The organism is Nocardia sp. NPDC058666, assembly GCF_042714895.1.
Taxonomy (GTDB): domain Bacteria; phylum Actinomycetota; class Actinomycetes; order Mycobacteriales; family Mycobacteriaceae; genus Nocardia.
Genome location: NZ_JBHXRY010000003.1, coordinates 313,914 through 340,751, shown reverse-complemented (window position 1 = coordinate 340,751; position 26,838 = coordinate 313,914). Strand labels below are relative to the sequence as shown.

General features: G+C 67.3%; 29 protein-coding genes. 21 read left to right on the top strand and 8 right to left on the bottom strand.

The annotated features are described in order from the left end of the window. Window positions 1-229: 229 nt before the first annotated feature. From ACFWVD_RS11000 to ACFWVD_RS10990, 3 genes are all read left to right on the top strand, one after another. Window positions 230-481, top strand: a complete 252-nt coding sequence (locus ACFWVD_RS11000; protein WP_379241853.1) for a hypothetical protein — start codon at window positions 230-232, stop codon at window positions 479-481. Window positions 482-538: 57 nt separating this feature from the next. After that, on the top strand, window positions 539-1,009 hold the full coding sequence (locus ACFWVD_RS10995; protein ID WP_379241852.1) for a DUF2599 domain-containing protein: 471 nt from the start codon (window positions 539-541) through the stop codon (window positions 1,007-1,009). 388 nt (window positions 1,010-1,397) lie between these two features. Then, window positions 1,398-1,652, top strand: a complete 255-nt coding sequence (locus ACFWVD_RS10990; RefSeq protein ID WP_379241851.1) for a hypothetical protein — start codon at window positions 1,398-1,400, stop codon at window positions 1,650-1,652. 52 nt (window positions 1,653-1,704) lie between these two features. Here ACFWVD_RS10990 and ACFWVD_RS10985 read toward each other — a convergent pair whose 3' ends face one another. After that, entirely contained in the window at window positions 1,705-2,589 is an 885-nt protein-coding gene (locus ACFWVD_RS10985; RefSeq protein ID WP_379241850.1) for a helix-turn-helix domain-containing protein, read from the bottom strand. 18 nt (window positions 2,590-2,607) lie between these two features. Further along, window positions 2,608-2,841 carry a DUF397 domain-containing protein gene (locus tag ACFWVD_RS10980; protein WP_379241849.1) on the bottom strand — a complete coding sequence of 78 codons (234 nt, stop codon included), beginning with the start codon at window positions 2,839-2,841 and terminating at the stop codon, window positions 2,608-2,610. Between the two features lie 353 nt (window positions 2,842-3,194). Between ACFWVD_RS10980 and ACFWVD_RS10975 the strand changes: the two genes are divergently transcribed. The 10 genes from ACFWVD_RS10975 to ligD all read left to right on the top strand — a co-directional run bounded on the left by ACFWVD_RS10975 (window position 3,195) and on the right by ligD (window position 13,972). Continuing rightward, window positions 3,195-3,383 (top strand): hypothetical protein, encoded by a 189-nt coding sequence (locus tag ACFWVD_RS10975; RefSeq protein WP_379241848.1) that lies wholly within the window; start codon window positions 3,195-3,197, stop codon window positions 3,381-3,383. An 87-nt stretch (window positions 3,384-3,470) separates the two neighbouring features. Further along, complete coding sequence (locus tag ACFWVD_RS10970) at window positions 3,471-3,905, top strand: CBS domain-containing protein (RefSeq protein WP_379241847.1); 435 nt, start codon at window positions 3,471-3,473, stop codon at window positions 3,903-3,905. Window positions 3,906-3,988: 83 nt separating this feature from the next. Next, on the top strand, window positions 3,989-5,260 hold the full coding sequence (locus tag ACFWVD_RS10965) for an aminotransferase class V-fold PLP-dependent enzyme (protein WP_379241846.1): 1,272 nt from the start codon (window positions 3,989-3,991) through the stop codon (window positions 5,258-5,260). Window positions 5,261-5,301: 41 nt separating this feature from the next. Then, the gene (locus ACFWVD_RS10960) at window positions 5,302-6,540 is read left to right on the top strand and encodes a heavy-metal-associated domain-containing protein (protein WP_379241845.1); all 1,239 of its coding nucleotides are present in this window, start codon (window positions 5,302-5,304) and stop codon (window positions 6,538-6,540) included. Then, window positions 6,537-7,946, top strand: a complete 1,410-nt coding sequence (locus ACFWVD_RS10955; RefSeq protein ID WP_379241844.1) for a decarboxylase — start codon at window positions 6,537-6,539, stop codon at window positions 7,944-7,946. Before ACFWVD_RS10960 ends, ACFWVD_RS10955 begins: the two co-directional genes overlap by 4 nt. After that, window positions 7,946-9,256, top strand: a complete 1,311-nt coding sequence (locus tag ACFWVD_RS10950; protein WP_379241843.1) for a pyridoxal-phosphate dependent enzyme — start codon at window positions 7,946-7,948, stop codon at window positions 9,254-9,256. The genes ACFWVD_RS10955 and ACFWVD_RS10950 overlap by 1 nt, the downstream gene beginning before the upstream one ends. 83 nt (window positions 9,257-9,339) lie before the next feature. Further along, window positions 9,340-9,723, top strand: a complete 384-nt coding sequence (locus ACFWVD_RS10945; protein WP_379241842.1) for a cold shock domain-containing protein — start codon at window positions 9,340-9,342, stop codon at window positions 9,721-9,723. A gap of 98 nt (window positions 9,724-9,821) precedes the next feature. Continuing rightward, window positions 9,822-11,774: an amino acid transporter gene (locus tag ACFWVD_RS10940; RefSeq protein WP_379241841.1), complete on the top strand. Its 1,953-nt coding sequence runs from the start codon at window positions 9,822-9,824 to the stop codon at window positions 11,772-11,774. 123 nt (window positions 11,775-11,897) lie between these two features. Then, window positions 11,898-12,977: an ATP-dependent DNA ligase gene (locus ACFWVD_RS10935; RefSeq protein WP_379241840.1), complete on the top strand. Its 1,080-nt coding sequence runs from the start codon at window positions 11,898-11,900 to the stop codon at window positions 12,975-12,977. Continuing rightward, window positions 12,974-13,972 (top strand): non-homologous end-joining DNA ligase, encoded by a 999-nt coding sequence (gene ligD / locus ACFWVD_RS10930; protein WP_379241839.1) that lies wholly within the window; start codon window positions 12,974-12,976, stop codon window positions 13,970-13,972. Before ACFWVD_RS10935 ends, ligD begins: the two co-directional genes overlap by 4 nt. 3 nt (window positions 13,973-13,975) lie before the next feature. Here the strand turns inward: ligD and ACFWVD_RS10925 are convergent, their stop codons facing one another. Next, complete coding sequence (locus ACFWVD_RS10925; protein ID WP_379241838.1) at window positions 13,976-14,671, bottom strand: hypothetical protein; 696 nt, start codon at window positions 14,669-14,671, stop codon at window positions 13,976-13,978. A gap of 257 nt (window positions 14,672-14,928) precedes the next feature. On the opposite strand from ACFWVD_RS10925, the gene ACFWVD_RS10920 reads away from it, so the two are divergent. Further along, the gene (locus ACFWVD_RS10920) at window positions 14,929-15,294 is read left to right on the top strand and encodes a hypothetical protein (protein ID WP_379241837.1); all 366 of its coding nucleotides are present in this window, start codon (window positions 14,929-14,931) and stop codon (window positions 15,292-15,294) included. On the opposite strand, the gene ACFWVD_RS10915 is transcribed toward ACFWVD_RS10920, so the two are convergent. After that, complete coding sequence (locus ACFWVD_RS10915; protein ID WP_379241836.1) at window positions 15,291-15,965, bottom strand: TetR/AcrR family transcriptional regulator; 675 nt, start codon at window positions 15,963-15,965, stop codon at window positions 15,291-15,293. The two genes, ACFWVD_RS10920 and ACFWVD_RS10915, sit on opposite strands and share 4 nt — an antisense overlap. 116 nt (window positions 15,966-16,081) lie before the next feature. On the opposite strand from ACFWVD_RS10915, the gene ACFWVD_RS10910 reads away from it, so the two are divergent. Both ACFWVD_RS10910 and ACFWVD_RS10905 read left to right on the top strand, forming a co-directional pair. Continuing rightward, complete coding sequence (locus ACFWVD_RS10910; RefSeq protein WP_379241835.1) at window positions 16,082-17,512, top strand: SDR family NAD(P)-dependent oxidoreductase; 1,431 nt, start codon at window positions 16,082-16,084, stop codon at window positions 17,510-17,512. An 82-nt stretch (window positions 17,513-17,594) separates the two neighbouring features. Continuing rightward, on the top strand, window positions 17,595-17,969 hold the full coding sequence (locus tag ACFWVD_RS10905) for a DUF2784 domain-containing protein (RefSeq protein ID WP_379241834.1): 375 nt from the start codon (window positions 17,595-17,597) through the stop codon (window positions 17,967-17,969). Here ACFWVD_RS10905 and ACFWVD_RS10900 read toward each other — a convergent pair. Continuing rightward, complete coding sequence (locus tag ACFWVD_RS10900; RefSeq protein WP_379241833.1) at window positions 17,950-18,690, bottom strand: thioesterase II family protein; 741 nt, start codon at window positions 18,688-18,690, stop codon at window positions 17,950-17,952. The genes ACFWVD_RS10905 and ACFWVD_RS10900 overlap by 20 nt on opposite strands. 42 nt (window positions 18,691-18,732) lie before the next feature. Here ACFWVD_RS10900 and ACFWVD_RS10895 point away from each other — a divergent pair, with 42 nt between their 5' ends. Next, window positions 18,733-20,193 carry a CoA transferase gene (locus ACFWVD_RS10895; RefSeq protein ID WP_379241832.1) on the top strand — a complete coding sequence of 487 codons (1,461 nt, stop codon included), beginning with the start codon at window positions 18,733-18,735 and terminating at the stop codon, window positions 20,191-20,193. Window positions 20,194-20,206: 13 nt separating this feature from the next. Here ACFWVD_RS10895 and ACFWVD_RS10890 read toward each other — a convergent pair whose 3' ends face one another. Further along, window positions 20,207-20,776, bottom strand: coding sequence for a TetR/AcrR family transcriptional regulator (locus tag ACFWVD_RS10890; protein WP_379241831.1), 570 nt, complete (start codon window positions 20,774-20,776; stop codon window positions 20,207-20,209). 106 nt (window positions 20,777-20,882) lie between these two features. Between ACFWVD_RS10890 and ACFWVD_RS10885 the strand changes: the two genes are divergently transcribed. From ACFWVD_RS10885 to ACFWVD_RS10870, 4 genes are all read left to right on the top strand, one after another. Next, on the top strand, window positions 20,883-22,097 hold the full coding sequence (locus ACFWVD_RS10885; RefSeq protein WP_379241830.1) for an FAD-dependent monooxygenase: 1,215 nt from the start codon (window positions 20,883-20,885) through the stop codon (window positions 22,095-22,097). A gap of 48 nt (window positions 22,098-22,145) precedes the next feature. Continuing rightward, a complete protein-coding gene (locus ACFWVD_RS10880; RefSeq protein ID WP_379241829.1) occupies window positions 22,146-23,186 on the top strand; it encodes a nucleoside hydrolase in 1,041 nt (346 codons plus the stop codon). Then, a complete protein-coding gene (locus ACFWVD_RS10875) occupies window positions 23,183-24,061 on the top strand; it encodes an amidohydrolase family protein (RefSeq protein ID WP_379241828.1) in 879 nt (292 codons plus the stop codon). The genes ACFWVD_RS10880 and ACFWVD_RS10875 overlap by 4 nt, the downstream gene beginning before the upstream one ends. 131 nt (window positions 24,062-24,192) lie before the next feature. Then, a complete protein-coding gene (locus ACFWVD_RS10870) occupies window positions 24,193-25,023 on the top strand; it encodes an MBL fold metallo-hydrolase (RefSeq protein WP_379241827.1) in 831 nt (276 codons plus the stop codon). 6 nt (window positions 25,024-25,029) lie between these two features. Here ACFWVD_RS10870 and ACFWVD_RS10865 read toward each other — a convergent pair whose 3' ends face one another. Together ACFWVD_RS10865 and ACFWVD_RS10860 are read right to left on the bottom strand one after the other, a co-directional pair. Continuing rightward, complete coding sequence (locus ACFWVD_RS10865) at window positions 25,030-25,668, bottom strand: response regulator (protein WP_379241826.1); 639 nt, start codon at window positions 25,666-25,668, stop codon at window positions 25,030-25,032. Further along, window positions 25,665-26,813 (bottom strand): sensor histidine kinase, encoded by a 1,149-nt coding sequence (locus ACFWVD_RS10860; protein ID WP_379241825.1) that lies wholly within the window; start codon window positions 26,811-26,813, stop codon window positions 25,665-25,667. The genes ACFWVD_RS10865 and ACFWVD_RS10860 overlap by 4 nt, the downstream gene beginning before the upstream one ends. Between the last annotated feature and the right edge of the window lie 25 nt (window positions 26,814-26,838).

Genomic DNA, 26,838 nt, shown 5'->3' with positions numbered 1-26,838 from the left:
ACCGTGGCTGATCGTCGCCGGGTCGCACGAACATCGGCGGAGCTCACAACCTGCGCGGTGCGAGGTTGTGACCGGAGGTAGCCCGCGCGACCGTATGCGCGCACACCGCCGCAGCCACGGATGGGTTGTGAGATCTCCAAGCGAAATCGGAACGTGTTCCTGTCGATGGTGGAAGCCCTACCGTCGAGTAGGAAGGCGCTCACCAGCGCCGGGGCGAAAGGAGTACGCCATGATTCCCATCGACGAGAACATCGCCGCCACGGCCCACCGCACCGACCAGGACGAGATACCCACCCGGCGGATCACGGTGTACTTCGACGGGCCCACGCCCGAGGACGCCCTGGTGCTGGAATACGCGGCCACACAGGCCGAGGCGTGGGAATTCACTTCGGCGGCGGTGCATTCGGGGCTGCTGGTGACCGTCGACGGGCAGGTCGAACCCGGTCTTCGCCGACTACCCTGCCGGTCGCTGTGGCACTGACATCGCACTAGGCTGGTCGCGCGGGCGCGGGCCCCGCGGTGGCCGAAGGGGGCGTTGGTGGCACGGCAGTTCCGATTCGTACTGGCCGCGAGCGTGGTGGCTCTGCTGGCCGGTTGCGGCTCGGCCGAGGAAGTGACTGTCGCGGACCCGCCGCCCACCACCACCATCCGGGTACCTGCCACAATCGCCCCGCGCACCCCCGCCGTCGACCCGTACGCGGGCCTGCCGCTCATCGACCACGTGACCTGGACCTCGAACATCGACGGGCCACGGCTGCTCGTGTTCCCCACCGAGGCGGGTCGTAAAACCGCCGCACCGGGCACCGACGAGCTGGCCTGGCAGGAAGTGCGCGCGCTGGACCCCGATGCCGACGCACCGGGTATGCGCGACCAGTTCGTCTGCCACTGGGTGTGGGCCAGGATGGTGGCACCGGACAAGCCGAGCTGGAATCTGGAACCGTGGCGACCCGACGTCGGCTATCAGGCCACGGTGTCGGCGAACTGCAACCCCGGCGGGCCCGAACGTTGACAATGCCGTTCGGCGCATCGGCCAACACGACTGTGCGATTGCCATAAATTAACTGTCGCAACATATTTCGAACGAGTTACAGCAAACTCACCAGGTGGGGTGCCCCGGTTTTCGGCTCGTGAACACGGCTAACCGCCGGTCACGCCACTATTCGCGGACCGCACCGGGTGAAGTCGGTCCCACGAACCCGGATTCGCCACCCAGAAGCCGGGATATACACCGCATCGAGACGGAATCGATCGTGCAGATGTGCTTGCATCTGAAAGTGACTGCGTCCTAAACTCAGGGCCGCAACACAATTCAGGGGATAGTCAGGGGAGGCCGCGAGCGGCATACCCGGGGCATCAGTTGCCTCGAGTTTGCCACTGCCTGAGCACAGGGGCATTACATGAATAGCACCAACGGTCGATACGGCCTCGCTGATCGCGCAGCGGCCACCCACCCCGAGCACGCGCGGTGGTCACGGGAAAGCGCGGTCGCGTTCGTCATCGACGCGGTGGAATCCACCGGCGCGGCCACCCGCAACGACTTCGATATCGAACGCATCGTCAGTACCGCGCACGAATTGGCCGACGACTGGGATCTGCAGACACTGACCCCCGACACGTTTTGGCGGATCGCCGCCGGCTGTATCAAATACTGAGCGGTAACACATACTGCGCCCTCTCGGATACCGCGCAGTAGCCGCAGCTGATTCAGTCTCGCTCGGCGTGCTCGAGCAGGATCTCGCGTGAGCGATCCGGTCGTTCCGCCTGCACACTGAGCTGATCCATCACCGACAGGTACAGCGCGAGGTCCTGGCGCCGCTCCAGGTACAGCGCGCTGGTGAGTTGCTCCAGGTAGACGATGTCGGGCAGTTCCGGTTCGCCGAAGCGCAGAATGCTGAACGAACTGCCCGCCGCCGCGTGTCCGCCCGCCGCGTACGGCAGCACCTGCACGGTGACATGGGGCAGCGCCGCCAGTTCCGCCAGGTAGCGCAGCTGCGCTCGGTGCACTTCGCGTCCGCCGATCGGTCGGTGCAGCACCGCCTCGTCGATCACGGCCCAGACCACCGGCGGGTTCACCCGGTGCAGTACGTCCTGGCGCTTCTGCCGGACCTGGACTCGACGGTCGGTTTCCGCGTCGTCGACGCCGAGCGTGACCACCGCCCTGGTGTATTCCGGTGTCTGCAACAGGCCGGGCACCAACTGCGCCTCGTAGGTACGGATCTGACTGGCCGCTTGTTCCAGGCCGAGGTAGGTGCTGAACCACGAGGGCAGCAGGTCGCTGTAGCGGTGCCACCAGCCGGGTTCGCTTGCCTGCCTTGCCAATTCGAAGAACGCCGTGCGCTCCACGGGATCGAGCACACCGTAGAGGGTGAGCAGATCCCGGATGTCGCGTTCCTTGAAACCGGTGCGGCCCAGTTCGAGTCGGCTGATCTTGGCGTGTGACCCACGGATCGCGTCACCGGCCGCCTCGCGGGTGATGCCTTTGCCTTCGCGCAACTTGCGCAGCTGACCGCCCAGCGCGATGCGCAAGACGGTGGGGCCGCGGTCGACAACCGGTTGCACGCGACCGATCTCGTGGGGTTCAGCCGTCATAGGTCCAGATGGTACCGATTACCCGGTCAGGTAGTCGAACTCTCCGGCCTTCGCGCCGCGGATGAACGCGTCGATCTCGGGGCGGGTGTAGAAGATCACCGACCCCTGCGGATCGCGCGAGTTGCGCACGGCCACCGAGCCGTCGGCGGCTTCGGCCACTTCGACACAGTTGCCGCTGGGGTTGCTGTAGGTGCTCTTGCGCCACGCCCCGATTTCCGGGCGTTCACGCTGATCATGCTGCATTCCGGACATACCGCACTCCTCGTTACTCGATGACACCCTCGGTACGAACATTGCAGATGCACGCACAAACGTTCTTGCATCCGCGTTGCGCGAGGGCGAGATTAACACGCGCGCAGCTACCGCGCACCGGTCGGTACTTACCCGATCTCAGCACCGGGACGCACGGTCCACCCCGGTGTCCAGCCCCCTGAATTTCCCAGCGCCACAAGCCGATAGCGGCCCGAAACGACCGCATCGACCGTGCAGATGTGCTTGCATATGAAAACGAATCGGCCATCGTCTCGGGCCGCGAGATCACCGGGAGCAACACCGGCGCACACCGGCCGGCACGGCTTCCGCCGCCGGATGCGAGGGGCCATGCGATGAGCAGTCCGTTTCAGCGACATCTCGGTGCCGCGGGCGCACCACCGACCACGTGCGCCGACGAACCGAACACGCTGACCTACCGGCAGGCGCGCGACATGCTGCGCCAGCACGACATCCACGGGCCGCAGTGTCGCCAGTGGCTGGCCGCGGCGGCCTACCTGTCTGCGGGGCTGGACGACGAATAGCGCGGACGTGACGTCTTCGTGCTGGTCACCGGCGTACGGTCAGGTCATGCTGGGGGGCGACGTTTCGATGCGGACAGGCGGCCACGGATGCGGATAGCGGAGATTCTGCGGAACAAGGGCACGGCGGTCACCACGGTGCCGCCGCAGACCACGGTGCGGGAATTGTTGACGGTGTTGGCGCAGCACAATATCGGTGCGGTGGTGGTGTCGCCCGACGGTGCGGCGATCGCGGGCATCGTGTCCGAACGCGATGTGGTGCGACATCTGCCTACCCACGGTGCGCAACTGCTGGATCGCCCGGTCACCGACATCATGACGGCGAAGGTGCGCACCTGTGCGCCGACCGAGGATGTGTCGTCGTTGCGAGATGTGATGACCGAGCATCGGATTCGGCACATGCCGGTGGTGGAATCGGACCGGCTGATCGGGATTGTCAGCATCGGCGATGTGGTGAAGAGCGAGATCACCGAGTTGGCCGCTGAGCGTGAACATCTGGTCGAGTATCTGCAGGGCAACTACTAGCGCGCGGGCCTGATAGTACCGAAAAGTGTTGTCGCCGAGAATTCTTCGGCGGTCGCGCCGGGAACGTGCGTATCGTTGAACGGGTGCACCCCGCCCGGCCCGAGTTCGCCGCCGCCACGGTGATCCAGCACGCGCCCACGCCGGTGCCGTCGTCTGTTCGTGCGCGGTTTCCGGCGTTGGCCGATCCCTCGGTGGTGTATCTGGACAGTGCGGCGACCACGCAGAAGCCCGATACCGTGATCGCGGCGGTCACCGCGTATCACCGCGAGCACACCGCCAATGCGGGTCGGGGTACGTACGGGTGGGCGACGTCGTTGTCGGCTCAGATCGCCGCGGTGCGTGCGCGTGCGGCGGGTTTTGTCGGGGCGCAGCACGCGGACGAGATCGTGTTCACCGGTGGCGCGACCGCGGCGCTGGGTGCGGTGGCGTACAGCTGGGGTCTGGCGGCGTTGAACGACGGCGACGAGATCGTCTACAACCCCGCCGATCATGCCGCGAACGTGCTGCCCTGGCACCATCTGCGCGACACGCTCGCTCGGTTCGGTCGGCGAATCGTGTTGCGGCCCTATCGAAGTACGTCGGCGGGTGAGGCCGATGTCGAGGACATTCTCCGCGTGGTCGGGCCGCGGACCCGGCTGATCACCACCAGCCACCTGCATCACGTGTACGGCGGGCTGACCACCCTCGAAGAACTGCACGGGCGCATCGATCCCGAGATCCTGCTGTGTTTCGACTGTTCGCAAAGCGGTGGGCATCTGCCGGTGGACGTGACCGTTTTGCGTGCGGATTTCGCGGTGTTCGCGGGGCACAAGATGTTCGGCGCGCCGGGTACGGGGCTGCTGTATTGCCATCGCCGGGTACACGATCGGCTGCGGCCGTTTCTGCCGGGTGGGCAGTCGGGGGTCCAGATCACCGAGGCGGGCCTGGTCGGTACGGGGATGCCCTCGCTGCTCGAGGGCGGAACTCCCAACATTCCCGGCATTCTTTCTCTCGCACCGGCTTTCGATCTACTCGATGAACTCGATCGGTTCGCGGTCGCGGCGCACAACCGGGTGCTCACCGTCCGGCTCATCGAGGGTCTGCGGCAGGTTCGTGGGGTCGAGTTCCTGCCCGGTCCCGCGCATGCGGGGTGTGAAGTCGGGTACGGGATCGTCTCGTTCACCCTCGACGGGATCAGTGCGGCCGATCTGGGGTTCGTGCTGGCCGAATCCGGTTTTCTGGTGCGGACCGGGGCGCACTGTGTGCCCGCTGCGGGTGGCGGGGATGGTTCGGTGCGGGTGAGTACGCAGCTGTACAACACCCTCGATGAGATCGATCGATTCGTCGCGTGCGTGTCCGGGATCGCCGGACGCTGACGCGCGCTGTTCTCCAAGTCCCCCGACGCCGAGGAGCAACGATGGATACGCCTATCGCTGATCGTTATGATCGCCGCGCCGCGTCTCGAGTGCTGGCCGGGTTGGCCGCCGCCGGGCTCTTCGCGGCCACTGAACCGTTGTCGCCGGTTCGAATCACCTTTCGTGCCACGGCGTTACGGCCCGAGGATGGGGCAGCGCTGACGCAGTCGCAGCGGATGTATCTGGAGCGGTTCATGCGGCCGTGTCGGCCCGAGCAGGTGACCAGTGCTACGCATCGGATCACGTGGACCGACAGTGCGGGGATTCCCAACGCCGGGTACTTCCATACTGCCGGTGCGGGACCGGAACTCGCGATTGTCGCCCGGGAAACTGTTCTGACGCTGTGGCATTCACTTGCGGCATCGGGGCTGCCGCAGCGTGCTGTTTCGGACCGCGACCGCGCGGTGCTCGAGGCGACCACCACTGATCACGATCCGCACGAGATCTTCCGGGTCGGGGTGGAGGCTGCTGGGCGCGCGCTGGTCCAGCACGGGTTGATCGCCGCCGATACTCCATATGGCGGGATCGTCGAATTCGCCAGGGGGATGCACACTTCCGGCATCTTCACCGCCGTGGCTACGCGGTGGTTCTGGGAGTTGCAGGCGTCGACGTTTCGACGGGGGATGATCCCGGTGCGGTTCGCTCTGCAGCCGGACGGGTCGGTGCGGTACACCGCCGATTCGATTGCGGTGTTGCGGGCGATGAAGGATGCCACTATTGCCGATGCGCGGGCGGTGATGCGGCGGGCTACCACGGAGGAAGGGCTGTCTGTCGAGGCGGCGGTGGCGAAATACCACGACGACCTGGACTTGATTTCGCGGCAGTACGCGTTGCTTCCGGCGGGTGCGCGGCCTGGGTGTTTGGCGGCGGTGCCGCACGATGTCGACGGGGCGTTGGTCAATGTGCTTGCGTTGGTGGCGGATCGGTTCGTCGAGACGTTCGCGGCGTTGGCCGGCTCGGTGGAGGTGGTCGAGGATCTGACCGAGGCGCAGCACGGAACCAGCGACGACGGGGTGTTCTACGTTCCGGATATGAGCTGCCGGCATTGTGTCCGCACGATCACCGCGCTGCTCGAGTCGATGGACATTGCCGTGGTCGAGATCGATCTGGAGTCCAAGCGGGTGATTGCCCGGATTCGCAGTCCGCGCAATCGGTTCCGGGTGTTCGAGGCGCTGCGGGACGGTGGCTACAATCCGGTCGACGAGGTGCCCGCGCAGGTGCCCGGTGCGTCGGTGGGATGATTCCGCCCGCCGTTCCAGCCGCGTTGCATCCACTGGTCGCCGCATTCCTGGCCGAACAGGTTGGTGTGCGAGAGATGTTGCGCCGCTTCGGGTCCCCCGTGCACCTGGTGTTCCCGCAGGTTTTCACCGACAACCTTGCCGCGTTGCACGGTGTGCTCGATGGTCGGTCTATGCGTTATCGGATCTGCTACGCGCACAAGGTGAATCGATCGGCGGCTTTTGTACGTACCGCCGCTCATGCGGGAATCGCGGTCGATGTGGCGTCGGCGCAAGAACTGCGTTCCGCTGTCGGCGCCGGGTTTGCGCCCGAGCTTATCGAGGTGACCGGCCCTAAAGGTGCCGCGATGCTGCGCACTGCGCTGGCGGCGGGGGTGACGATCAACGTGGACAATCTCTGGGAACTCGCGACACTGGCCGAGGTGGTCGCCCCGGGGTCCGCCGTGCCCGTGCTGCTGCGGGTTTCGGGGTTTTCCGGTAGTTCGCCCAGCCGCTTCGGCATCGATCTTCGCGATGCGGGCACCGCGTTGGACTTGCTGGTGCGATTTCGAGAAGGACTGCGACTGTTGGGGTTTGCTTTCCACCTCGACACCGCAGCAACCACCGAGCGCGTCACGGCCGTGGGTGATTGCCTCGAACTGATCGAACGCGCCTACGCACACGGTCTCGCGCCGACAGTCCTGGATATCGGTGGCGGTCTGCGCCAGGTGTTCACCGCTGATGCGCAGGGGTACCACGCCTACGACCACGCGTTACGGGTCGGCTTGCTCGGGCGTGGCCCCGCGATGCACTGGGGCAACAACACTTTCGGCTATCACGTCGCCGACGGAATGGTGCACGGCGGACCTGTGTTCCACAAGTACGCCAACACCGAAACCGCGCCCGCGCTGCTCGCCGAGCTGCTGGACTCCCCACTGCCTGGACACGGCGGGCGGGCGCTGGGGGCGGTGCTGGCCGACAACCTCCTAGAACTGTGGCTGGAACCCGGCAAGGCCCTGGTCGATCACGCCGGAATCACCGTGGCACAGGTGGAATTCGTCAAACAGGCGGGCAACGGCGCGACCCTGGTCCACCTGGATCTGAGTCGCGACACCGTCACCGCCGCCGACCAGGAGGTACTCATCGACCCGATCGTGTTGTCCGAGGAAGGCGAATCCGAGCCTGCCGGTGTCTATTTCGCCGGGCATCTGTGTTTGGAGCGGGACCTGATCACTCAGCGGCAAGTCCGAGTCTCACGGATCCCCGAACCCGGCGACCCAGTGGTGTTCGCCAATACCGCCGCGTATCACATGGATCTGTCGGCGGCGCAGGCCAGTATGCACCCGGTTCCGGCGAAAGTCGCTGTGCTGCACCGTGATGGGCGGTTCGTGCTGTGCCCGGATGCCGACTACCGCCCCGGGGACCGCTGATGGTCTACACCCATATCACCGAGCTCATCGGCAACACTCCCCTGCTGCGCCTCGACCCCGCTGTCCACGGCCTGCCCGATGTCGACCTCTACGCGAAACTGGAGTCGCACAACCCTTTCGGCTCGGTGAAGGACCGGGTCGCGTGGGCGATGATTCGCGACGACCTCGACACGGTTGCGGCGGGCGGACAGTCGTTCATCGAGGCGTCCAGCGGCAATACCGCAAAGGCCTTGCGGGTGCTGGGCGCCCTGCACGGCATTCCGTTGCGTGCGGTCACCAACCGGATCCGAGTCAGCGAGGTCCGACAACTGCTGCAGCTGCTGGGCACCGAGATCGTGGAGCTGCCCGGCCTGTCCGAATGCCCGGATCCCCATGCGGCCGATGATGTTTCGGCCGTCATCGACCAGACCACCAGCCAGGCACCGGACCACTGGTTTCACCCCTCCCAGTACACCAACGAACGCAATATCGCGGCCCATCACGACGGCACGGGCACGGAGATCGCCAGCGACCTTGCGCAGGCGGGCATTACTGACCTGGACTACCTGATCGGTGGCCTCGGTACCACCGGGTCCACGCGTGGCACCGCCACCGCACTATTGCCCCAGCATCCGGGCCTGCGCACCATCGGTGTCGTGTCGGACCGGTTCGACTTCATACCGGGCATTCGATCCGAACGGGAGATGTGGGATGTGGGGCTTTTCCGGCCGGATTTCTACGATGAGATCGTCACCGTGGACTCCGCCGCCGCCATCTCCGCCACCCTGGACCTGGTCCACGGCTACGGCGTGCTCGCCGGACCCACCAGTGGCGCAGCCTATTTCGCCGCACTGCGCACCCTGTCCGCGGCACCGCGACCCGAAGGCCGACCCCTGGTCGCCGTGCTCATCGTGTGCGACCGGATCGAACCGTACCTGTCCTATTTCGCCAAGCGTCGACCTGATCTGTTCGGCAAACCGGCCGCGCCGACACCCCCTAGCCCGGCCGATGCCGCGCCGACCCTGTCCCCCGCCGCCCTGGCCGAACTCGACCGCACCGGCAGACCCACCATCGTCGACACCCGTGGCGCCATGGCCTACCGGGTCGGGCACGTCCCCGGCGCGGTCAATATCCGCGACGATCAACTCGACGACCTGCTCGCGCAAGGAGTGCCGTTTCCCCGGTCGCGGCCGGTGGTGTTCGTGTGCCCGGTCGGTGAGACCTCGCAGCGGTTCGCGGCATCGGCGCACGCGGCGGGCTTCGACGCGTTCGGTCTCGCGGGTGGCATGGTCGCGTGGCGCGACGCGGGCCTGCCCATGGAACGCGGTTGATCACCACCCGGAGATATCCACTTTCCACCGAAAACGCCCAAAAGCCGCGTTACAGTAGCGGCGGGAAAAGTTGAGCGAGGAGTGTGTTGGTGTCCAACGGGAAATTGGTGTCGTTCGATGGGTCACGGGGTTTCGGGTTCATCCGGCCCGATGACGGCGGTCCCGATGTGTTCGTCCACGTCAACGACATCGGCCTCGACGAGGACGAATTGCGCCAGGGTCGGCTGTTCGAATTCGATGTCACCGAGGGTGATCGGGGACCCAAGGCGATCAACCTGACCGCGGTCGGCCCCTCCACCACCTCACCCAAGTCCCGCAAGGGTGACCGACTGGGCCCCGACGAACTGCGTCAGCAGATCACCGAACTACTGCTGGAAGCCTCCCCCGCGCTCACCGCCGCCGAGATCATCACCATCCGCGACCGGTTCACCACCTTCGCCGACGAACACGGCTGGCTGGACCACTGAGCTCGCGCCTGCGCGGCGAACGCCCCCCGGGCACCTAAACTCCGGCCTGATCCCCGGCGCAACGCGCGCCATGGGACCGATCAGGTACAGGAGAACCGGTGACGAGCAAACACACTCGCCCACGTTTCACCCGATGGCTGCTCGACGGCACCGACGAACCCGGCCACGCGCAACACCCCGGCCCGATGCGTTCGGTCGAGCACGCCGAACCGCATCAGCGGCCCTGGTGGAAGGTGATGTGCCTGACCGGCGTCGACTACTTCTCCACGCTGGGCTATCAACCGGGCATCGCCGCGATCGCGGCAGGCGTGCTGTCCCCGTTGGCCACGTTGGTACTGGTGTTGCTGACGTTGCTGGGCGCGCTGCCGGTGTATCGCAGGGTCGCGCGCGAGAGCCCCAATGGTGGTGGCTCGCTGCAGATGTTCGCCGACATCATGCCGCGCTGGTCGGGCAAGCTGTTCATTCTGGTGCTGCTGGGATTCGCGGCCACCGACTTCGTCATCACGATGACCCTGTCCGCGGCCGACGGTGCCGCCCACATCGTGGAGAACCCGTTCACCCCCGCGAGCTGGCACGACGAACGGCTGCTCATCACGTTGGTGATGCTTGCCCTGCTGGCGGCGGTGTTCCTGAAAGGTTTCGCCGAGGCGATCGGCATCTCGGTCGTGCTGGTCGGGGCGTTTCTCACGCTCAACGCGATCGTGGGTGTGGTCGGGCTGTGGCACGTGGTCACCGCGCCGGATCTGGTCGTGGACTGGACGCACGCGATGACCGCCGAGCACGGCAATATCTGGTTGATGGTCGGCGTGGCACTGCTGGTGTTCCCGAAGCTGGCGCTGGGCCTGTCCGGCTTCGAGACCGGGGTGGCGGTGATGCCCCTGATCAAGGGCGAACCCGGCGACACCCCGGCTGATCCGCGCGGACGGATCATCGGTGCCCGCAAACTGCTCACCACCGCCGCCCTGATCATGAGCGTGTTCCTGCTGCTGTCCAGCTTCATCACCGTGGTGCTGATCCCGGAGCAGGAATTCCAACCCGGTGGACAGGCCAACGGTCGCGCGCTGGCCTATCTCGCGCACGAGTACCTGGGCAACGGTTTCGGCACCGTCTACGACGTCGCGACCATCGCGATCCTGTGGTTCGCCGGCGCCTCGGCCATGGCCGGGTTGCTGAATCTGGTGCCCCGCTATCTGCCGCGCTACGGGATGGCGCCGGAGTGGGCGCGCGCGGTGCGGCCGCTGGTGCTGGTGTTCGCGGTGGTCGCGTTCGGGATCACCTGGTATTTCGACGCCGATGTCGACGCGCAGGGCGCCGCGTATGCCACCGGCGTGCTGGTGCTGATCACGTCGGCGGCGGTCGCGGTGACGATGTCGGCGCACCGAAACCGTGAGCGCGGCAAAGTGATCGGGTTCGGGCTGGTTTCGCTGGTGTTCACGTACACCACGATCGTGAACGTGTTCGAACGGCCCGAGGGCGTGCATTTGGCGTCGCTGTTCATCGCGGCGGTGATCGTGGTGTCGTTGGCCTCGCGAGTGCATCGGGCGTTCGAGTTGCGGGCGATCGAGGTGACGTTCAGCCCGGAGGCGGGTGCGCTGATCGATGCGGCCGCGGCCACCGGCGTCATCCGGATCGTGACCCATGACGTGGATGACCATCGGCCCGAGGAGTACGACGAGAAGGAGCGCGTGCAGCGCTGGGAGAGTCACATTCCCGACACCGATTCGATCCTGTTCCTGGAAGTGGTCGTGGCCGACCCTTCCGACTTCAACGCCGACCTGCGCGTGGACGCGGTCGATGTGGGCCGCCACCACATTCTGACTGTCACCGCCGCCGCGGTGCCCAATTCGGTGGCGGCCATCCTGTTCGCGATCCGCGACCGGACCGGGCTGGAACCGCACGTGTATTTCGAATGGACCGAAGGCAATCCGATCGTGAATCTACTGCGGTTCCTGTTCGTCGGCGAAGGTGAGGTCGCGCCGGTGACCAGGGAGATCATCCGCCGGGCCGAGCCCGATCAGGCGCGTCGACCGCACGTGCACGTGGACAGCTGACGACACCGCGCCCGCGATGTCCGCGCACCTGTCGGTACCCCGTCCTACGATCGCCTCACACACCGATGAATCGGGCGTGCTCGCATCGTCGATACGGGTGAACCCACCCGCGAGGAGGATCGCATGGATCTACCGGTGATGCCGCCAGTGCGCCCCATGCTGGCCAAGTCCACACCGTCGCTGCCGCGCGAGCCCGGGCTCAGTTTCGAGCCCAAGTGGGACGGCTTCCGGTGCATCGTGTTCCGCGACGGGGACGAGATCGAACTCGGTTCCCGCAACGATCGCCCGCTCACCCGGTATTTCCCCGAATTGGCCGAATTGCTGAAAGAGGCACTGCCGCAACGGTGTGTAGTGGACGGGGAGATCGTGGTCGTCACCGATCAGGGCCTGGACTTCGACACCTTGCAGCAGCGGTTACACCCGGCGGCCTCGCGGGTGGCCAAGCTCGCCGCGGAGACGCCGGCCAGTTTCGTCGCGTTCGATCTGCTCGCCATCGGCGATCGCGATCTCACCGCCGAGCCGTTCAGCGAACGTCGGCGCGAGCTCGAGTCGCTGCTGGATGCCGCGCCGGGGCGGATCCATCTCACGCCGATCACCCACGATCCCGATGTCGCGCAGGATTGGTTCACCCGGTTCGAAGGCGCGGGTTTCGACGGGGTGATGGCCAAGTCCGACGATCTGGCCTACCTGCAGGACAAGCGCGTGATGCTCAAGATCAAGCACGAGCGCACCGCCGACTGTGTGGTCGCGGGGTATCGGATGCACAAGGACGGGGAAGGGGTCGGGTCGCTGCTGCTGGGGCTGTTCGACGACGAGGGCAATCTGCACCACGTCGGCGTGGCGTCGAGCTTCACCGCGGCCCGGCGCAGGGAACTGCTGACCGAGCTGGCACCCCTGCGCGAGAACGCACTGGTCGACCATCCCTGGCGTGACTGGGCCGACGCGGCCGCGCAGGCCAGGGCCGACGGCAAGATGCCCGGCGGGGTGAGTCGCTGGAGCGGCGGCAAGGACCTGTCGTGGGAGCCGTTGCGGCCGGAATTGGTCGCGGAAGTGCGCTACGAGCACGTGCAGTCGGGGCGATTCCGGCACGGCGGGCGACTGGCCCGATTCCGGGCCGACCGCACCCCGGATTCCTGTACCTACGCCCAACTCGACGAAGTGGCACCCGCCGAACTGGACGCAATTTTCGGAGCACGACGATGAGCGAAGCAGTAGAGATCGACGTCGACGGCCGCACACTGTCGATCACCAATCCCGACAAGGTGTACTTCACCAAACGCGGGGACACCAAGCTGGATCTGGTGCGCTATTACCAGGCGGTCGAACAGCCGCTGCTCGCGGCGATCGGCGGGCGGCCGCTGCTGTTGGAACGGTATCCCGATGGCGCGTCGGGGAAATCGTGGTTCCAGAAACGGGTGCCCAAGTCGGCGCCGGACTGGTTGCAGACCGTGGAGGTATCCACCCCCAACGGCACCACCAGCGACGCACTGGTCGCGCACGACCTCGCGCACATCCTGTGGGCGGTGAACCAGGGCTGCTTGGGTTTTCACGTGTGGCCCAATCACGTACCCGATCTGCGCATCGCCGACGAGTTACGCATCGACCTCGACCCCTCACCCGGCATCTCCTTCGACGACCTGCGCCGGGCCGCGGTGCTCACCCGCGAACTGCTGGCCGAACTGGGCATCGACTCCTCGATCAAGACCTCGGGTTCGCGTGGGCTGCACATCTATTCCGCGCTGGAACCACGCTGGGACGGCTACGAAGTACGCGCGGCCGCGGTGGCCCTGGCACGGGAGCTGGAACGCAGGCACCCCGACCAGATCACCGCGCAGTGGTGGAAAGAGGAACGCGGCTCGCGGGTGTTCATCGACTTCAATCAGAACGCCCCGCACAAGACCGTGTTCGGTGCCTGGTCGGTGCGGCCCAAGGTCGGCGGCCAGGTGTCCACACCGATCGCCTGGGCCGACCTGGACACCGTGGTCCCCGACGAACTCACCCTGGCCACCGTGCCCGCCCGCCTCGCCGAATCCGGTGATCCGTGGGCGAACCGGGCACCGCAGTCGATCGAACCACTGCTGGCGATGTCCGAACGCGATATGGCGGCCGGACTCATGGACGCGCCCTGGCCACCGCAATATCCGAAGATGCCCAACGAGCCACCGCGCGTGCAACCCAGCCGGGCGAAGAAGGAGTGAGACCTACTCGCTGATCCAGGGGGTCCAGACGCCGGTGCCGGCCTTGCCCTCGCACACCAGCGCGTGGTTGTCGGAGGTGCGGCCCGACTTGTCCACCGACGGATCACATTTCGCGCCCGCGGTGTAGTACGACCCGGACACCCGGAACGGCCCCGACCAGTGGTGACCACTCGGCCCGCGCAGGCACAGCAGCGTCGCGCCGTCGGCGGCGACACCGAGCAGGCCCGCCTTCTCGGGGGCACACTCGGTGCCCTTCTCCACGATGCTGCCCTTCTCCACCACCGAGGTCACCGGCACCGGGTTGGTCGCGGACGGCGAACCGTACGACGTGACCGACACCGGCGTGGTCGCCGCGGCCTGCGCCAGCTTCGGCACCTCCACATCCAACCCGCCGAACACCGACAACCCGATCGCCACCGCGACCGCCGCCTCGGACAGACCCAGCAGCAACGCCAACACCGCGATCCCCCGCCCGCGCGGATGCCCGAACGACAGCAGCCCGAACACCACCGCGATCGGGAACAGCAGCACCAGCGCGGCAGCCAACGCCACCATCGCGTACGGATTCACCCGCGGCGGCTCACTGCGACGACCGCCCACCGACCCGTCCGAGGCCACCTGCGGCCACCGCTGACCGTCCCAGCGCCGATCGTCGGACTCCTGCTCGGGGTCGTCGTCCCATTCCTCATACCGTGCCATCAACCCCGGGTCCCTCTCCGATCTCCCCGGGCGCACACAGAAACCGGTGCGACGCCGGGTTACGCGACGAGAATAGGGACTGAAAGCCCGGTATGACACCTCAAACGCGAAATAGGGTCACAGTGACATAACGTGCGACCCCACCCCTGCCCGGCCGGTAACGAACCAGCTAACACCTTTGCCACCTCGCCACGACAGGGTTCATGCTGGTCATCAGGTGAACCACTGCGCGCACCCCTAGTTCGCGAGGAGACCACATGTCCGACAGCACGCGTTCGGCAGACCGTCCATGGCACGCCCAAGCCGGTGACCTGCTGGCCGACGATTACAACGTCCCCGGCATCATCATGTGCGGCATCGCGGTGGCGGGACTGGCCTGCACGTTGGTCGCGGCGGGCACCGAGCACACCGGGTGGGCCATCGTCGCCGGGGTGGTGACGCTGCTGTTCCTCGTCGGCGGCATCGGCGCGCTGATGTTCGAGCATCGCCGGGAACAGAAGATCGAGAAGGCCATCGGCCGCACCGGGCACGCGCCGGGGCGGGCGTCCGCGCAGCGGTACAGCGCCGCCCGGCGCTTCGTGCCCGGCGAGAACAAGCCCGCGCGCCCGGGCCTGTCGAGCTAGCGGTCGGAACCGGGCTCCGCCACCTGCATACTGGGAATGGTCTCGGTGATCATCGTGAGCAAGGTATCGGCCAGTAGTCGATGCACCTGCACCCTGGTCAGCGTGCCCCGCGTGATCCACTCGCGCCCGGCCACCTTCACCAAGCCCGCGTAGGCCAAGACCAGTGCGCGCAACGATGCACTGTGTGCCAGATCGGCGCGCCCGATCAGCACCAGCATGCGTTCGGCGGCCGCGTCATCGGCCTGGTCGAGAATCTGCTGCACCTGCGGGTCATCGCCCACGCCTTCGTGGCTGGTGACCTTCACCCAGGTGGTGCCGTGTTCGGCGATGGTGTCCAGCAGCCAGCCCACGATCGCATCGACCCGTTCCTGCGGGGTGCCGTCGGGGATGGTCACCTTGTCCTGGCGCGGCAGCGTCACCATGCGACGCACCACCGCCAGATACAGGTCGCGTTTGTTGCCGAAATAGTGGTTGATCAGGCCGCGCGCCACTCCCGCGCGCTGGGCCAGTTCCGCGGTCGACACCGCCGCGTAGGGGCGTTCGCCGAACATGTCGATGGCACAGGCCAGGATCTGCGCGCGTCGCTCGTCGGGTTCGAGCCTGCGCCTGCGCGGCGCGTCTGCGGTGTCGGTGTCCAGCGGGGAAATCGGGGTGCTCCGTCGAGTTCGCATCGTCCTCGCGTGGTTGCGGTGACGGTCCATCACGATACCCAGCGGGTCGCGCGCGCGGCCAATGCGACAATAGATGTTGTCCCCCGCTGTCGCACGAAGGAATGTCGCACTCCCCGATGACCGAGAACATGATCGATCCGGACGAGTTGGCGACCTGTCTGCGGGTGCTGGAACGCGCCGGACAGCTGGAGAAGGAACACCCCGATTCCATCGCGGTACAGCGCGCGGTCGGGCACATGTTCAAAAAGCTCAAGACCCGCCGCCGCATCGAGGCCAGAGAACAGATCTCGGCCAACGACCGCGCGGTGATCGCCGCGACCGCGACCGGCTCCCCGCAGCGCATCGACGACGAGACCGCGGGCATCCCGATCAGCTCCGCCGCCGCGGGCGCCAGCGCGGGCACGCTGCTCAAGGCGCGCCCCTGCTACATCTGCAAGCAGAAGTACACCCAGGTGGACGCGTTCTACCACCAGCTGTGCCCCGAGTGCGCGGCCTCGAGCCACACCAAGCGCGACGCCCGCACCGACCTGACCGGCAAGCGCGCCCTGCTCACCGGTGGTCGCGCCAAGATCGGCATGTACATCGCGTTGCGGCTGCTGCGCGACGGCGCGCACACCACCATCACCACCCGTTTCCCCAACGACGCGATCCGCCGGTTCGCGGCCATGGAGGACAGCGCGGACTGGCTGCACCGGCTGCGGATCGTGGGCATCGACCTTCGTGATCCCGCGCAGGTCGTTGCGCTGGCCGACGATGTCGCCGCGCAGGGGCCACTGGACATCCTGATCAACAATGCCGCGCAGACCGTGCGTCGTTCCGCCGGTGCGTACAGCGCGCTGGTCGATGCCGAGACCGCGCCGCTGCCCGCGGGTGTGATGCCGGAGATGGTCACGTTCGGCAAGACCATGCAGGCCCACCCGACCGCGCTGACTGCTTCGCTGACCCCGTCGCTGTCGGCGGTCGATGTCGCCGAACTCGCGCTGGTCGCGGGCTCGGCCACCCCCGAACGCATCGCTGCGGGCGTGGCCATCGACGCCGGCGGCCTCGTCCCCGATCTCGCGCACACCAACAGTTGGGTGCAGACCGTGGGCGAGGTGGAGGCCACCGAACTGCTCGAGGTGCAGCTGTGCAACTCGGTCGCGCCGTTCATCCTGGTGTCGCGGTTGCGTCCGGCCATGGCCGCGGCGTCGGGCAGGCGCAAGTACGTGGTCAATGTGTCCGCGATGGAAGGCCAGTTCGGCCGCGGTTACAAGGGCCCCGGCCACCCGCACACGAACATGGCCAAGGCCGCGCTGAACATGCTCACCCGCACCAGCGCGCTCGAGATGTTCGAGGCCGACTCGATCCTGATGACCGCGGTCGACACCGGCTGGATCACCGACGAACGCCCGCACTTCACCAAGGTCCGCCTGGCCGAAGAAGGCTTCCACGCGCCCCTTGACCTGGTCGACGGCGCCGCCCGCGTCTACGACCCGATCGTGCAGGGCGAAGACGGCGTGGACCTGTACGGCTGCTTCCTGAAGGACTACCGGCCGTCACCCTGGTGACCCATCCCGGTCACCGCAGCGATGCCGAACCGGAATGGTGATCATGATTCCGGTTCGGCGACCTGGAACATATTCTGAATAGGTGCCGTTCCGGGTGCTGGCCGACGTTCTCGCCGTCACCCACGTCGCGTTCATCGCGTACGTGGTCTTCGGCGGTTTCCTCGCGTGGCGCTGGCCCCGCACAATCGGATTGCACGCCCTGGCCGTCGCCTGGGGCTTCGGCACCGTCCTGATCGGCTTCCACTGCCCCCTGACCTACGCCGAGAACTGGGCGCGCAGGCAGGCCGGGGTCAGCGAACTACCCGAAGCGGGCTTCATCGACCACTACCTGACCGGAGTGATCTACCCCGACAGCTCGGTCGGCCTGATGCGCGCGCTCGCGGCGGTGACGGTACTCGTGTCCTGGGTCGGGTACGTGCGCCTGCACCAACGCCGCCTCAGCTCAGATGCCGTGTGATCTCCTGCGCGACCGCCGCGGGCTGGTCATCGAGGTAGAAGTGTCCGCCGGAGAACGTCTGAATGCTGAACGGTCCGTCGGTGACCGCACGCCACTGCTCGGCTTGGGCCACGGAGGTGGTCGGGTCCTGCGTGCTGACCAGCGCGACCACCGGGCAGGTCAGCAGCGGTCCCGGACGGTGCCGGTAGGTCTCGACCGCCTGGTAGTCGGCGCGCACGGCGGGCAGCACGAGATCGGCCAAGCCGGGTTCGGTGCGCAACAGGCGCACCGGCGCGGGGTCGTTGGCCAGCCGTTCGAGGTCGTCGATGAGGGCCGCGTCCGAGGCCTGGTGCAGGCGGGCGGTTTCGACGAATTCCGGTGCGGGACGGCCGGATACGATCAGGGCGCGCACCGGTTGTCCGGCGGCGGCCAGGCGCAGGGCGGTCTCGTAGGCCACCGTGGCGCCCATGCTGTGGCCGAACAGTGAACGCGCGGGCGCACCGGCGAGGTCGGCGGCGATCCGGTCGGCGAGCAGGTGCAGGTCGGTGATCGGCGGATCGTCGAGACGGTCCTGGCGGCCGGGGTACTGCACGGCCGTCACCTCGATACCGGGGCCGATGTGTCGCGCCAGCTCCCGATAGAACGGTGCCGAACCGCCGCCCGGCGGGAAGCAGGTCAGCCGTCCGCGTGCGGCAGTGTCCGGTCGCAGCACCCGAACCCATTGTGTGCCAGTCGTCTTCACGTCCCACTCCTCACCGTTGTCACCGCCACTAGGCTGGTCGGGGTGACCACCGCGCAGCAGCTCGTCCACGCCTATGAGACGGGACTCGGGCTCCCGTTGTCGGGCGATGCCGACGTGCCGGACCCTGATGCGCGGCTGGCGGCCACCCTACCGGTGTGGGCGCTCGCGGCGGGGTCGGTCGCGGCGGCGAGTGCGGCTGCCAACCGGGTTCGGGTCGCGCAGGGTCTGTCCGCCCGTCCGGTTCGGCTCGATGCCGACCGGGTGAGCGCGGCGTTCAGCAGCGAGCGGTTGTTCCGCCGCGGCGGCAGCGCGCCGTCGGTGTTCGCCGAGTTCTCCGGCTTCTTCCGCACTGCCGACGGCTGGGTTCGCACGCATGCCAACTACCCGCATCACCGGGAGCGGATCCTGCGGGCGCTCGAACTGTCCGCTGACAGCGACGCCGCTGGATTCAGCGCCCGGCTGTCCACCATGAAGGCCACCGAAGTCGAAGACGCGGCCGTCGCGATCGGTGCGATCGTGGCACGGGTGCGCACCGAGCAGGAATGGGCGAACAGCTCGATGGGTCGCGCCGCTGCCGCAGGCCCGCTGGTCACGATGGATGTGCGCGAGGACCGCCGACATACCACCGCTGCGCCCGACCGGGCGAGCGACGACCACCGATCCACCGCCGGTACTGCGTGGGTCGCCGGGCACGGGCCCCGAGTCTCCGACCAGGGCCGGGGGCTTGGCGCTGCACCCGTCGCGTCGGCGGCTCCCACGACCGACCGTCCGCTGACCGGTGTTCGCGTCCTCGACCTCACCCGTGTCCTCGCGGGTCCGGTCGCCACCCGAACGCTGGCACTGCTGGGGGCGGATGTGCTGCGCATCGACCCACCGCACCTGCCCGAGATCGACTGGCAGTTCGCCGACACCTGCCAGGGCAAACGATCTACGCTGCTCGATCTGCGGACCGATCTCGCCACCTTCGAGGACCTGCTCGCCGCGGCGGATGTGCTGGTCACCGGTTACCGTCCGGGTGCGCTGGCCGCGGCCGGGGTGCACGTCGGTCCCGGCGTGATCGAGGCCGCCGTTTCCGCGTGGGGAGCGAGCGGACCGTGGAGTGATCGGCGCGGTTTCGACAGCATTGTCCAAGCGGCATCGGGCATTTCACTATTGGAGGGCAGCCCCGGCGCGCTACCCGCCCAGGCCCTGGACCACGGGTCGGGATATCTGTTGGCCGCGGGCGTCATGGATGCGCTGGTGGCTCGCGCGGACGACGGGTTCGGCGCAACCGTGCGGGTTTCGTTGGCCCGCACCGCATCCTGGCTGCTGGCCGCCGAGGGTCGCACGCCCGACCACCCCGCCGCGCCGCCACCCGATCCGGCCGCCACCGTCGCGCACGGCGAATTGGTCACGGCCGCACCGGCATTCGCCGAGTACGACGACTACCGTTGGCCCGCACCACCGTACGGGTCGGCACAGCCGTTCTGGGTGGCGGCGCCCGACCACTACCACCCGGCGTGAGCAGACGTCCCGGTCATTGTCCGGCCAGCGCCGAGACCGCGGTCGTGAGCTGATCGCCATTGGCGACCAGTTCGCCCGGATTCAGCAACCACAACACCCCCAGCCCCTGGACCAGTACGAAGTACATTCGTCCGATGGCCGCGGCCTGCGCGTCGTCGAGTTCGGGGTGCGCCGCCTTGACGTGCGCGGCGAGGTCGTCGAACGCGCCGGACAGCTGGTCGCCGAGTTGGCCGCGCGCGTCGTCGGAGCGCACGATCCGCACGATGTTCTCCAGACTGGCCAGCATCGCCTCGTGGTTGGCCTCGAACACCGCAGGCATCCCGTTCCACAGCCGAGCCAGCCCTGCCAACGGTGAGCTCCCCGCGCCTTCCGCGATCAGCTCGTCCATCGCGTCACCGATGGAATTGCCCAGCGCCTCGCTCAACGCCTCGGTGACCAGGCGATCCTTCGACCCGAAGTGGTAGCCGATCGCCGCCAGGCTCACCCCTGCCGCGCTGGCGATATCGCGCGCGGTCGCCTTCGCGACACCGCGTTCCAGAATCACTTTGCGCGCCCCCGCCAGGAGATCTTCTCGGTTACCCATGGCCGACACCTTACCCGACCGTCTTAGACAGTTGTTCTAGACATCCGTGCAAATCCCTGTTAGACATATGTCTAAGACATTCGTTCATCAGACGGGAAACACCATCATGAGCACCAGCAGCCCCCTGCACGTTCTGGTCTCCGGCGGCGGCATCGCGGGCAACGCGGTGGCATTGCAGTTGCTGCGCAACGGCATTCGCACCACCGTGGTCGAACGCGCCGCGGTCCCCCGCCCCGGCGGGCAGGCCGTGGATCTGCGTGGCCCGAGCAAGGAAGCCGCGCAGCGCATGGGCCTGATGGAAGGCATCGCCGAGTATCAGCTCGACGAGCGCGGCATGTCCTACATCGACGGCGACGGCAAGATCTACGCCCGGATGGCCATGGAGGACTTCGACGGCCAGGGTGCCGTCGCGGAAATCGAGATCACCCGCGGTGACCTGAATCAGGTGCTCCTGGATGCGGTGGCCACCGCCGACAACGGCCAGCTGGATTACCGCTACGGCGAGTGGATCGTGCAGGTCGCGCAGGACGACACCGGCGTCGACGTCACCTTCGCTTCCGGCAGCACCGAGCGGTTCGACCTGGTGATCGGCGCCGACGGCACGCACTCGGCCACCCGCGCACTCGTTTTCGGGCCCGAGGAGCAGTTCAGCACCAACCTCGGCGGCTACGGCGCCTTCTTCACCATGCCCAAGCCCGCCGATGTGGAGCCCGGCTGGTTCAGCATGCGGCTGGTGCCCGGCGCCATGCTCGGCATCCGCCCCGACGGCGACCCCACCACCGCCAAGGCGATCATCACCCTGCGCACCGAACAGGACCCGGCCCTGCGCCGCGACACCGACGCCCAGCGCGCGCTGATCAGGAAGACCATCGGCGATGCGGGCTGGCACGCCCCGGCGGTGCTCGCGGCGATGGAGTCCACACCCGACTTCTATTTCGATGAGATCGCGCGCGTGGATGTGCCGGAATTGTCGGTGGGTCGGGTCACGCTGATCGGCGACGCGGGTTACTGCGGCTCGCCACTGAGCGGCATGGGCACCGCGATGGCGATTGTCGGCGCGTACATTCTCGCGGCCGAAATCGCCGCCAGCCCACACGATCTCGCCGGTGCGCAGCGGCGCTACCAGGACAAGATCTCGCCGTTCCTCGACAAGGCGAAGGAGATTCCCGGGGGCGGCATCGCGATGATGATCCCCAAGTCCCCGCTGCTGACGCGACTGGCCAAGGTGAATGTGCGCCTGATGATGTCCCGGCCGATGCGTCCGCTGACCAAGAAGATCTTCTTCGGCCACACCGAGGAATTCGCGCTGCCGACGTACTGATCCGACGGGCTGCGGACCTCGACGGGGCCCGCGGCTAGTCTCGGTGGCGTGCCGCAGAAGATCTTCCTCGACGTAGACACCGGGATCGACGATTCGCTGGCGATCCTGTATCTGCTGGCCTGCGACGAGGCCGAGATCATCGGCATCGCCGCGACCGCGGGCAATGTGCCCGGGGCGCAGGTCGCGGCGAACACCCTGGCCATGCTGGATCTGGGTGGCGCGCCGGAGATCGAGGTGGCGTTGGGGGCGGCGGAACCCCTGGCTGTCCCATTGCGCACCACCGAGGACACGCACGGTCCGCAGGGTCTCGGTTATGCCGAGTTGCCGGTGTCACCACGCGTGCTGTCGCAGCGGTCGGCGGCGCAACTGTGGGTGGACCTGGTGCGCGCCGATCCCGGCGAGGTCACCGGGCTGTGTACGGGCCCGCTCACCAATCTCGCGCTGGCCCTGCGCATAGAACCCGAGCTGCCGCGCCTGCTGCACCGCCTGGTCATCATGGGCGGCGCGTTCAATCACCCTGGCAACACGACGCCCACCAACGAGTGGAACATCCACGTCGATCCCGAGGCGGCCAAAGAGGTGTTCGACGCGTTCTCGGCGGCGCCGCCGGACCGCAGACCGCTGGTGTGCGCGCTGGATATCACCGAGTCCATCGAGATGCTGCCCGAACACCTCGTGCTACTGGCCGAAGCAGCGCACAGTACGCCGCTCGAACAGGTCGGCACCGATACCGCGGCCGAGTTCCGCTCCGCGGCAAGCAATCCGATCATCGCCTACCTCACCGACGCCGTGCGGTTCTACTTCGACTTCCACCACCAGTACGACCTGGGCTATCTGGCGCACATGCACGACCCGTTCGCCGCGGCCGTCGCCCTGGACCCGAGTCTGGCCGTCACCCGCCCGGCCACGGTCGACGTGGAGTTGGCCGGCACGATCACCCGCGCCACCACGGTCGCGGACTGGGCGGGCATGTGGGGTCGAGAACCCAACGCCGACATCGTGATCGGCACCGACCCCACTGTGTTCTTCGAACGTCTCGTCACCCGCGTCGGCGCCCTGGCCCGTCGCCTGTACCCGGAGCAGCCATGACCGTAGACACCGCCGCCTACCTCGCCGACTTTCGCGCCCGCTACGACCTGCCCGCGATCGTCGACGTGCACACCCACTTCATGCCCGACCAGGTCATGCGCAAGGTGTGGGCGTACTTCGACTCCGCGGGCCCGCTCACCGGCAAGCCGTGGCCGATCACCTACCGCGACGACGAACAGGTGCGTCTGAAAACGTTGCGCGACTTCGGTGTTCGCGCGTTCACCTCGCTGGTGTACCCGCACAAGCCCGAGATGGCGCAGTGGCTCAACAGCTGGACCGCGGATTTCGCCGCCCGCACCCCCGACTGTCTGCACACCGCGACCTTCTACCCCGAACCCGGCGCGGCCGAGTATGTGCGAGCGGCTATCGACAGCGGCGCGCGAATCTTCAAGGTGCACATCCAAGTCGGCGCGTTCTCGCCGTTGGATCCGCTCCTGGATCCCGTGTGGGCGGTGCTCGCGCAACGTCAGATCCCGGTGCTGATCCATTGCGGATCAGGCCCCGCTCCTGGCGAATTCACCGGCCCGAAGCCGATTGCCACACTGCTGCAACGCTTTCCGACGCTGCGCCTGATCATCGCCCACATGGGCACGCCCGAATACACCGAATTTCTGGACTTGGCGGAACAGTATCCGCGGCTGTATCTCGACACCACCATGGTCTGGACGGATTTCAGTGAGGCCGGCGCACCCTTTCCCCCTGCCGAACGCGAGCGCCTGATCCGGTTCGGGGATCGCATTCTTTTCGGCAGCGATTTCCCCAATATCCCGTACCCGTATGCCGAGGCGATCAGCGCGCTGGAGCGTCTCGAACTGGGCCCACAGTGGATTCGGAATGTGTGCCACGACAACGCGGTTACCCTGTTCGACCTGTGACGTTACGCGCACTCGCATTGCTGTGTGGCGGGGCGAATCCCCAGTGATACCAAGCGAATAACTCTACCTCGGGCATTTTCTCGGCGACGTAAACTGGGAAGTTCACGTATCCGGGGTGGAAAGAGTTATTCATGCGTGTTCACCATCTGAATTTTGCCACTTTGAATCCTCGCGGCGGGGGACTGTTCGACGGCAGTGCACGCGCCTGGCATCAGCGGGCGACACTGGTCTGTCACGGATTGCTGATCGAGCACGCGAAAGGTCTGGTTCTCGTCGATACCGGACTCGGCGGCAACGCCGTGTCCGACCCCGCCCGCTGGCTCGGCACCTCGTGGACCACAATCTGGAATCCCCAACCGGATTCGACCAGCACCGCCCGCGCACAGGTGATCGCCCTGGGCTACTCCCCCGACGACGTGCGCGACATCATCGTCACCCATGCCGATCTCGACCACGCGGGCGGCCTCGCCGACTTCCCCGAGGCGACCGTGCACATCAGCACCGTCGAACTCGACGCGCTGACCCATCCGTCGACGATGGCCGAGCGAAACCGCTACCGCCCCTGCCATTTCGACCACCAGCCACACTGGCGGGCACACACCAGCGACGGCGCCGCCGATTGGCGCGGCTTCACCGCCGTCCGCGATATCGAGGGCCTGCCCGCCCAGATCCTGATGATCCCGCTGGCCGGTCACAGCCGCGGGCACACCGGGGTCGCGATCGACACCGGAACCGGCTGGCTGTTGCACGCGGGCGACGCCTATTACGCGCCCGGCCAACTCGATTCGCCGCCGACCTGTCCGGCCGGGATCACCGTCTTCCAGACCTTGGGGCAGGCCGACGGCACCAGTCGACGGCGTAATCTCGCGGCCCTGCGAACCCTGGCCGCCGAAAAGACCGACCCCGTCACCATTTTCAGCTCGCACAGTCACGCCGAGTTCGCCCGCCAGTCGAGCGGGTGAACGCGGTCAGCCGGTGAGTTTGGAGGCGTAGATGGCGAGCCGGATCCGGTTGTCGGTGCCGGTTTTGTCGAGCAGGCTGGCGACGTGGGACTTGACGGTGCTCACGCCCAGGTGGAGTTGCTCGGCGATGGCCTGATTGCCGTGCCCGGCACCCACCAAGCGCAGCACGTCGAGCTCACGGGGGGTCAGATCGGTTGGCAGAGGGGGTGTTTCGGGGGCCGACTGCGCCTGCACGGCCCGTCCGACCAATCGACGCAGCAGTGCGGGCGAGAACAACAGGTCACCCTCCACCGTGCGACGGATGGCGTCCAGCAGCACGGCGGGCTCGGTGTCTTTGACGAAATAGCCTGCGGCCCCGGCGGACAACGCGGGGAACAGGTGCTCGTCGTCGTCGAAGGTGGTCAGCACCAACACTTTCGCGCGCGGTGACATCGCCAGAATCTGCCGGGTCGCGGCGACACCGTCCAGGCCGGGCATGCGCAGGTCCATCACCACCAGGTCGGGGGTGAGTTCGGCATACAGCCGCACCGCTTCGACCCCGTCGGCGGCTTCCCCGACCACCGCCAGGTCGGTGGTGTCCTCGATCAACATCCGCAGGCCCGCGCGCACCAGGCGCTGGTCGTCCACGAGCAATACCGTGATCACGTCTGTTCTCCTGTCCGTGAGCTGTCCGGCAGCCACGCTCGTACTACCCAGTCACTGTCGTGCGCCCCGACGGCGAAGGTCCCACCGGCCAGTTCGGCGCGTTCGCGCATGCCGACGATGCCGTGGCCGGGCGGCCCGGCCGGTTCCCGTCGCCCGCTGACGACCTCGACCGCGATGCCACCGCCGCTGGTCCCGACCCGGAACCGCACCGGGACCTCGCGATCCGCGTGTTTCATCACATTGGTCAGCGATTCCTGTACCAAACGCAGCAGGGTGAGTCGGCTGATCGCGTCCAGGCCGTCGAGGTCTGTGTCCATCACCGCGTCCACGGTGAATTCGGCGGCACGCACCCGATCCAGGGCGGCGGTGATCTCGGTGGCGACGGCGCCGGTGTCGACCAGCGCGACGGTGCCCAGCGCCGGGTCGCGCAGGGCGGCGAGCAGTCGACGGATATCGGCCAGGGCGGCCGCGGCGGTCCCGCGCACATCGTCGAGAACCGCCAGCACGCGCGGATCGGCTTCTCGCACAACGTGTTCGGCCACCGAGATCCGCAGGATGATCGATGCCATGTGGTGGGCGACGACGTCGTGCAGCTCCCTGGCCAGCGCCGACCGTTCGTCGGTGCGCGTGCGGGCTTCGGCGTCGGCGGCTTGTTCGCGCAAGTTCTGCGCCAGTTCACGCTGCCCGCGCAGATACAGGCCCAGCAGCAGCGGCAACCCCACGTACGCGCCCGCTTCGACCATGGTCGACACCCGCCCGATCGACGTGTCGTGCACCCCGAGCCGCCCGATGACCACCGCCGCGGCCCAGCCCACCGCGGCCAGCACCACCGTGGACCGCCGTTGCGTGCGCGCCACGACATCCACCAATGTCACCGCACCCAGCAACCAGGCCAGGCTCGACACCCCCCAGGCGTCGGTGCGCATCATCGGCACCGCCAGCGCCGACAGCACCAACGACACCGTCAGCGGCCACCTGCCCCCGAACAGGAAGACCACCGCCGACGCCATCGCCAGCGCCCAGTAGTGCGGGGGCACCCGGTATTGGCCCGGGTAAGTGCTGGCCAGCAGCAGTATCGGAATCACCAGCAGCGGCACCGCCCGCAACAGGGGGCGCAGTCCATGGCGGGCGCGGATGTCGATCACGCCCCCACGGTAGGTGACCGATCGG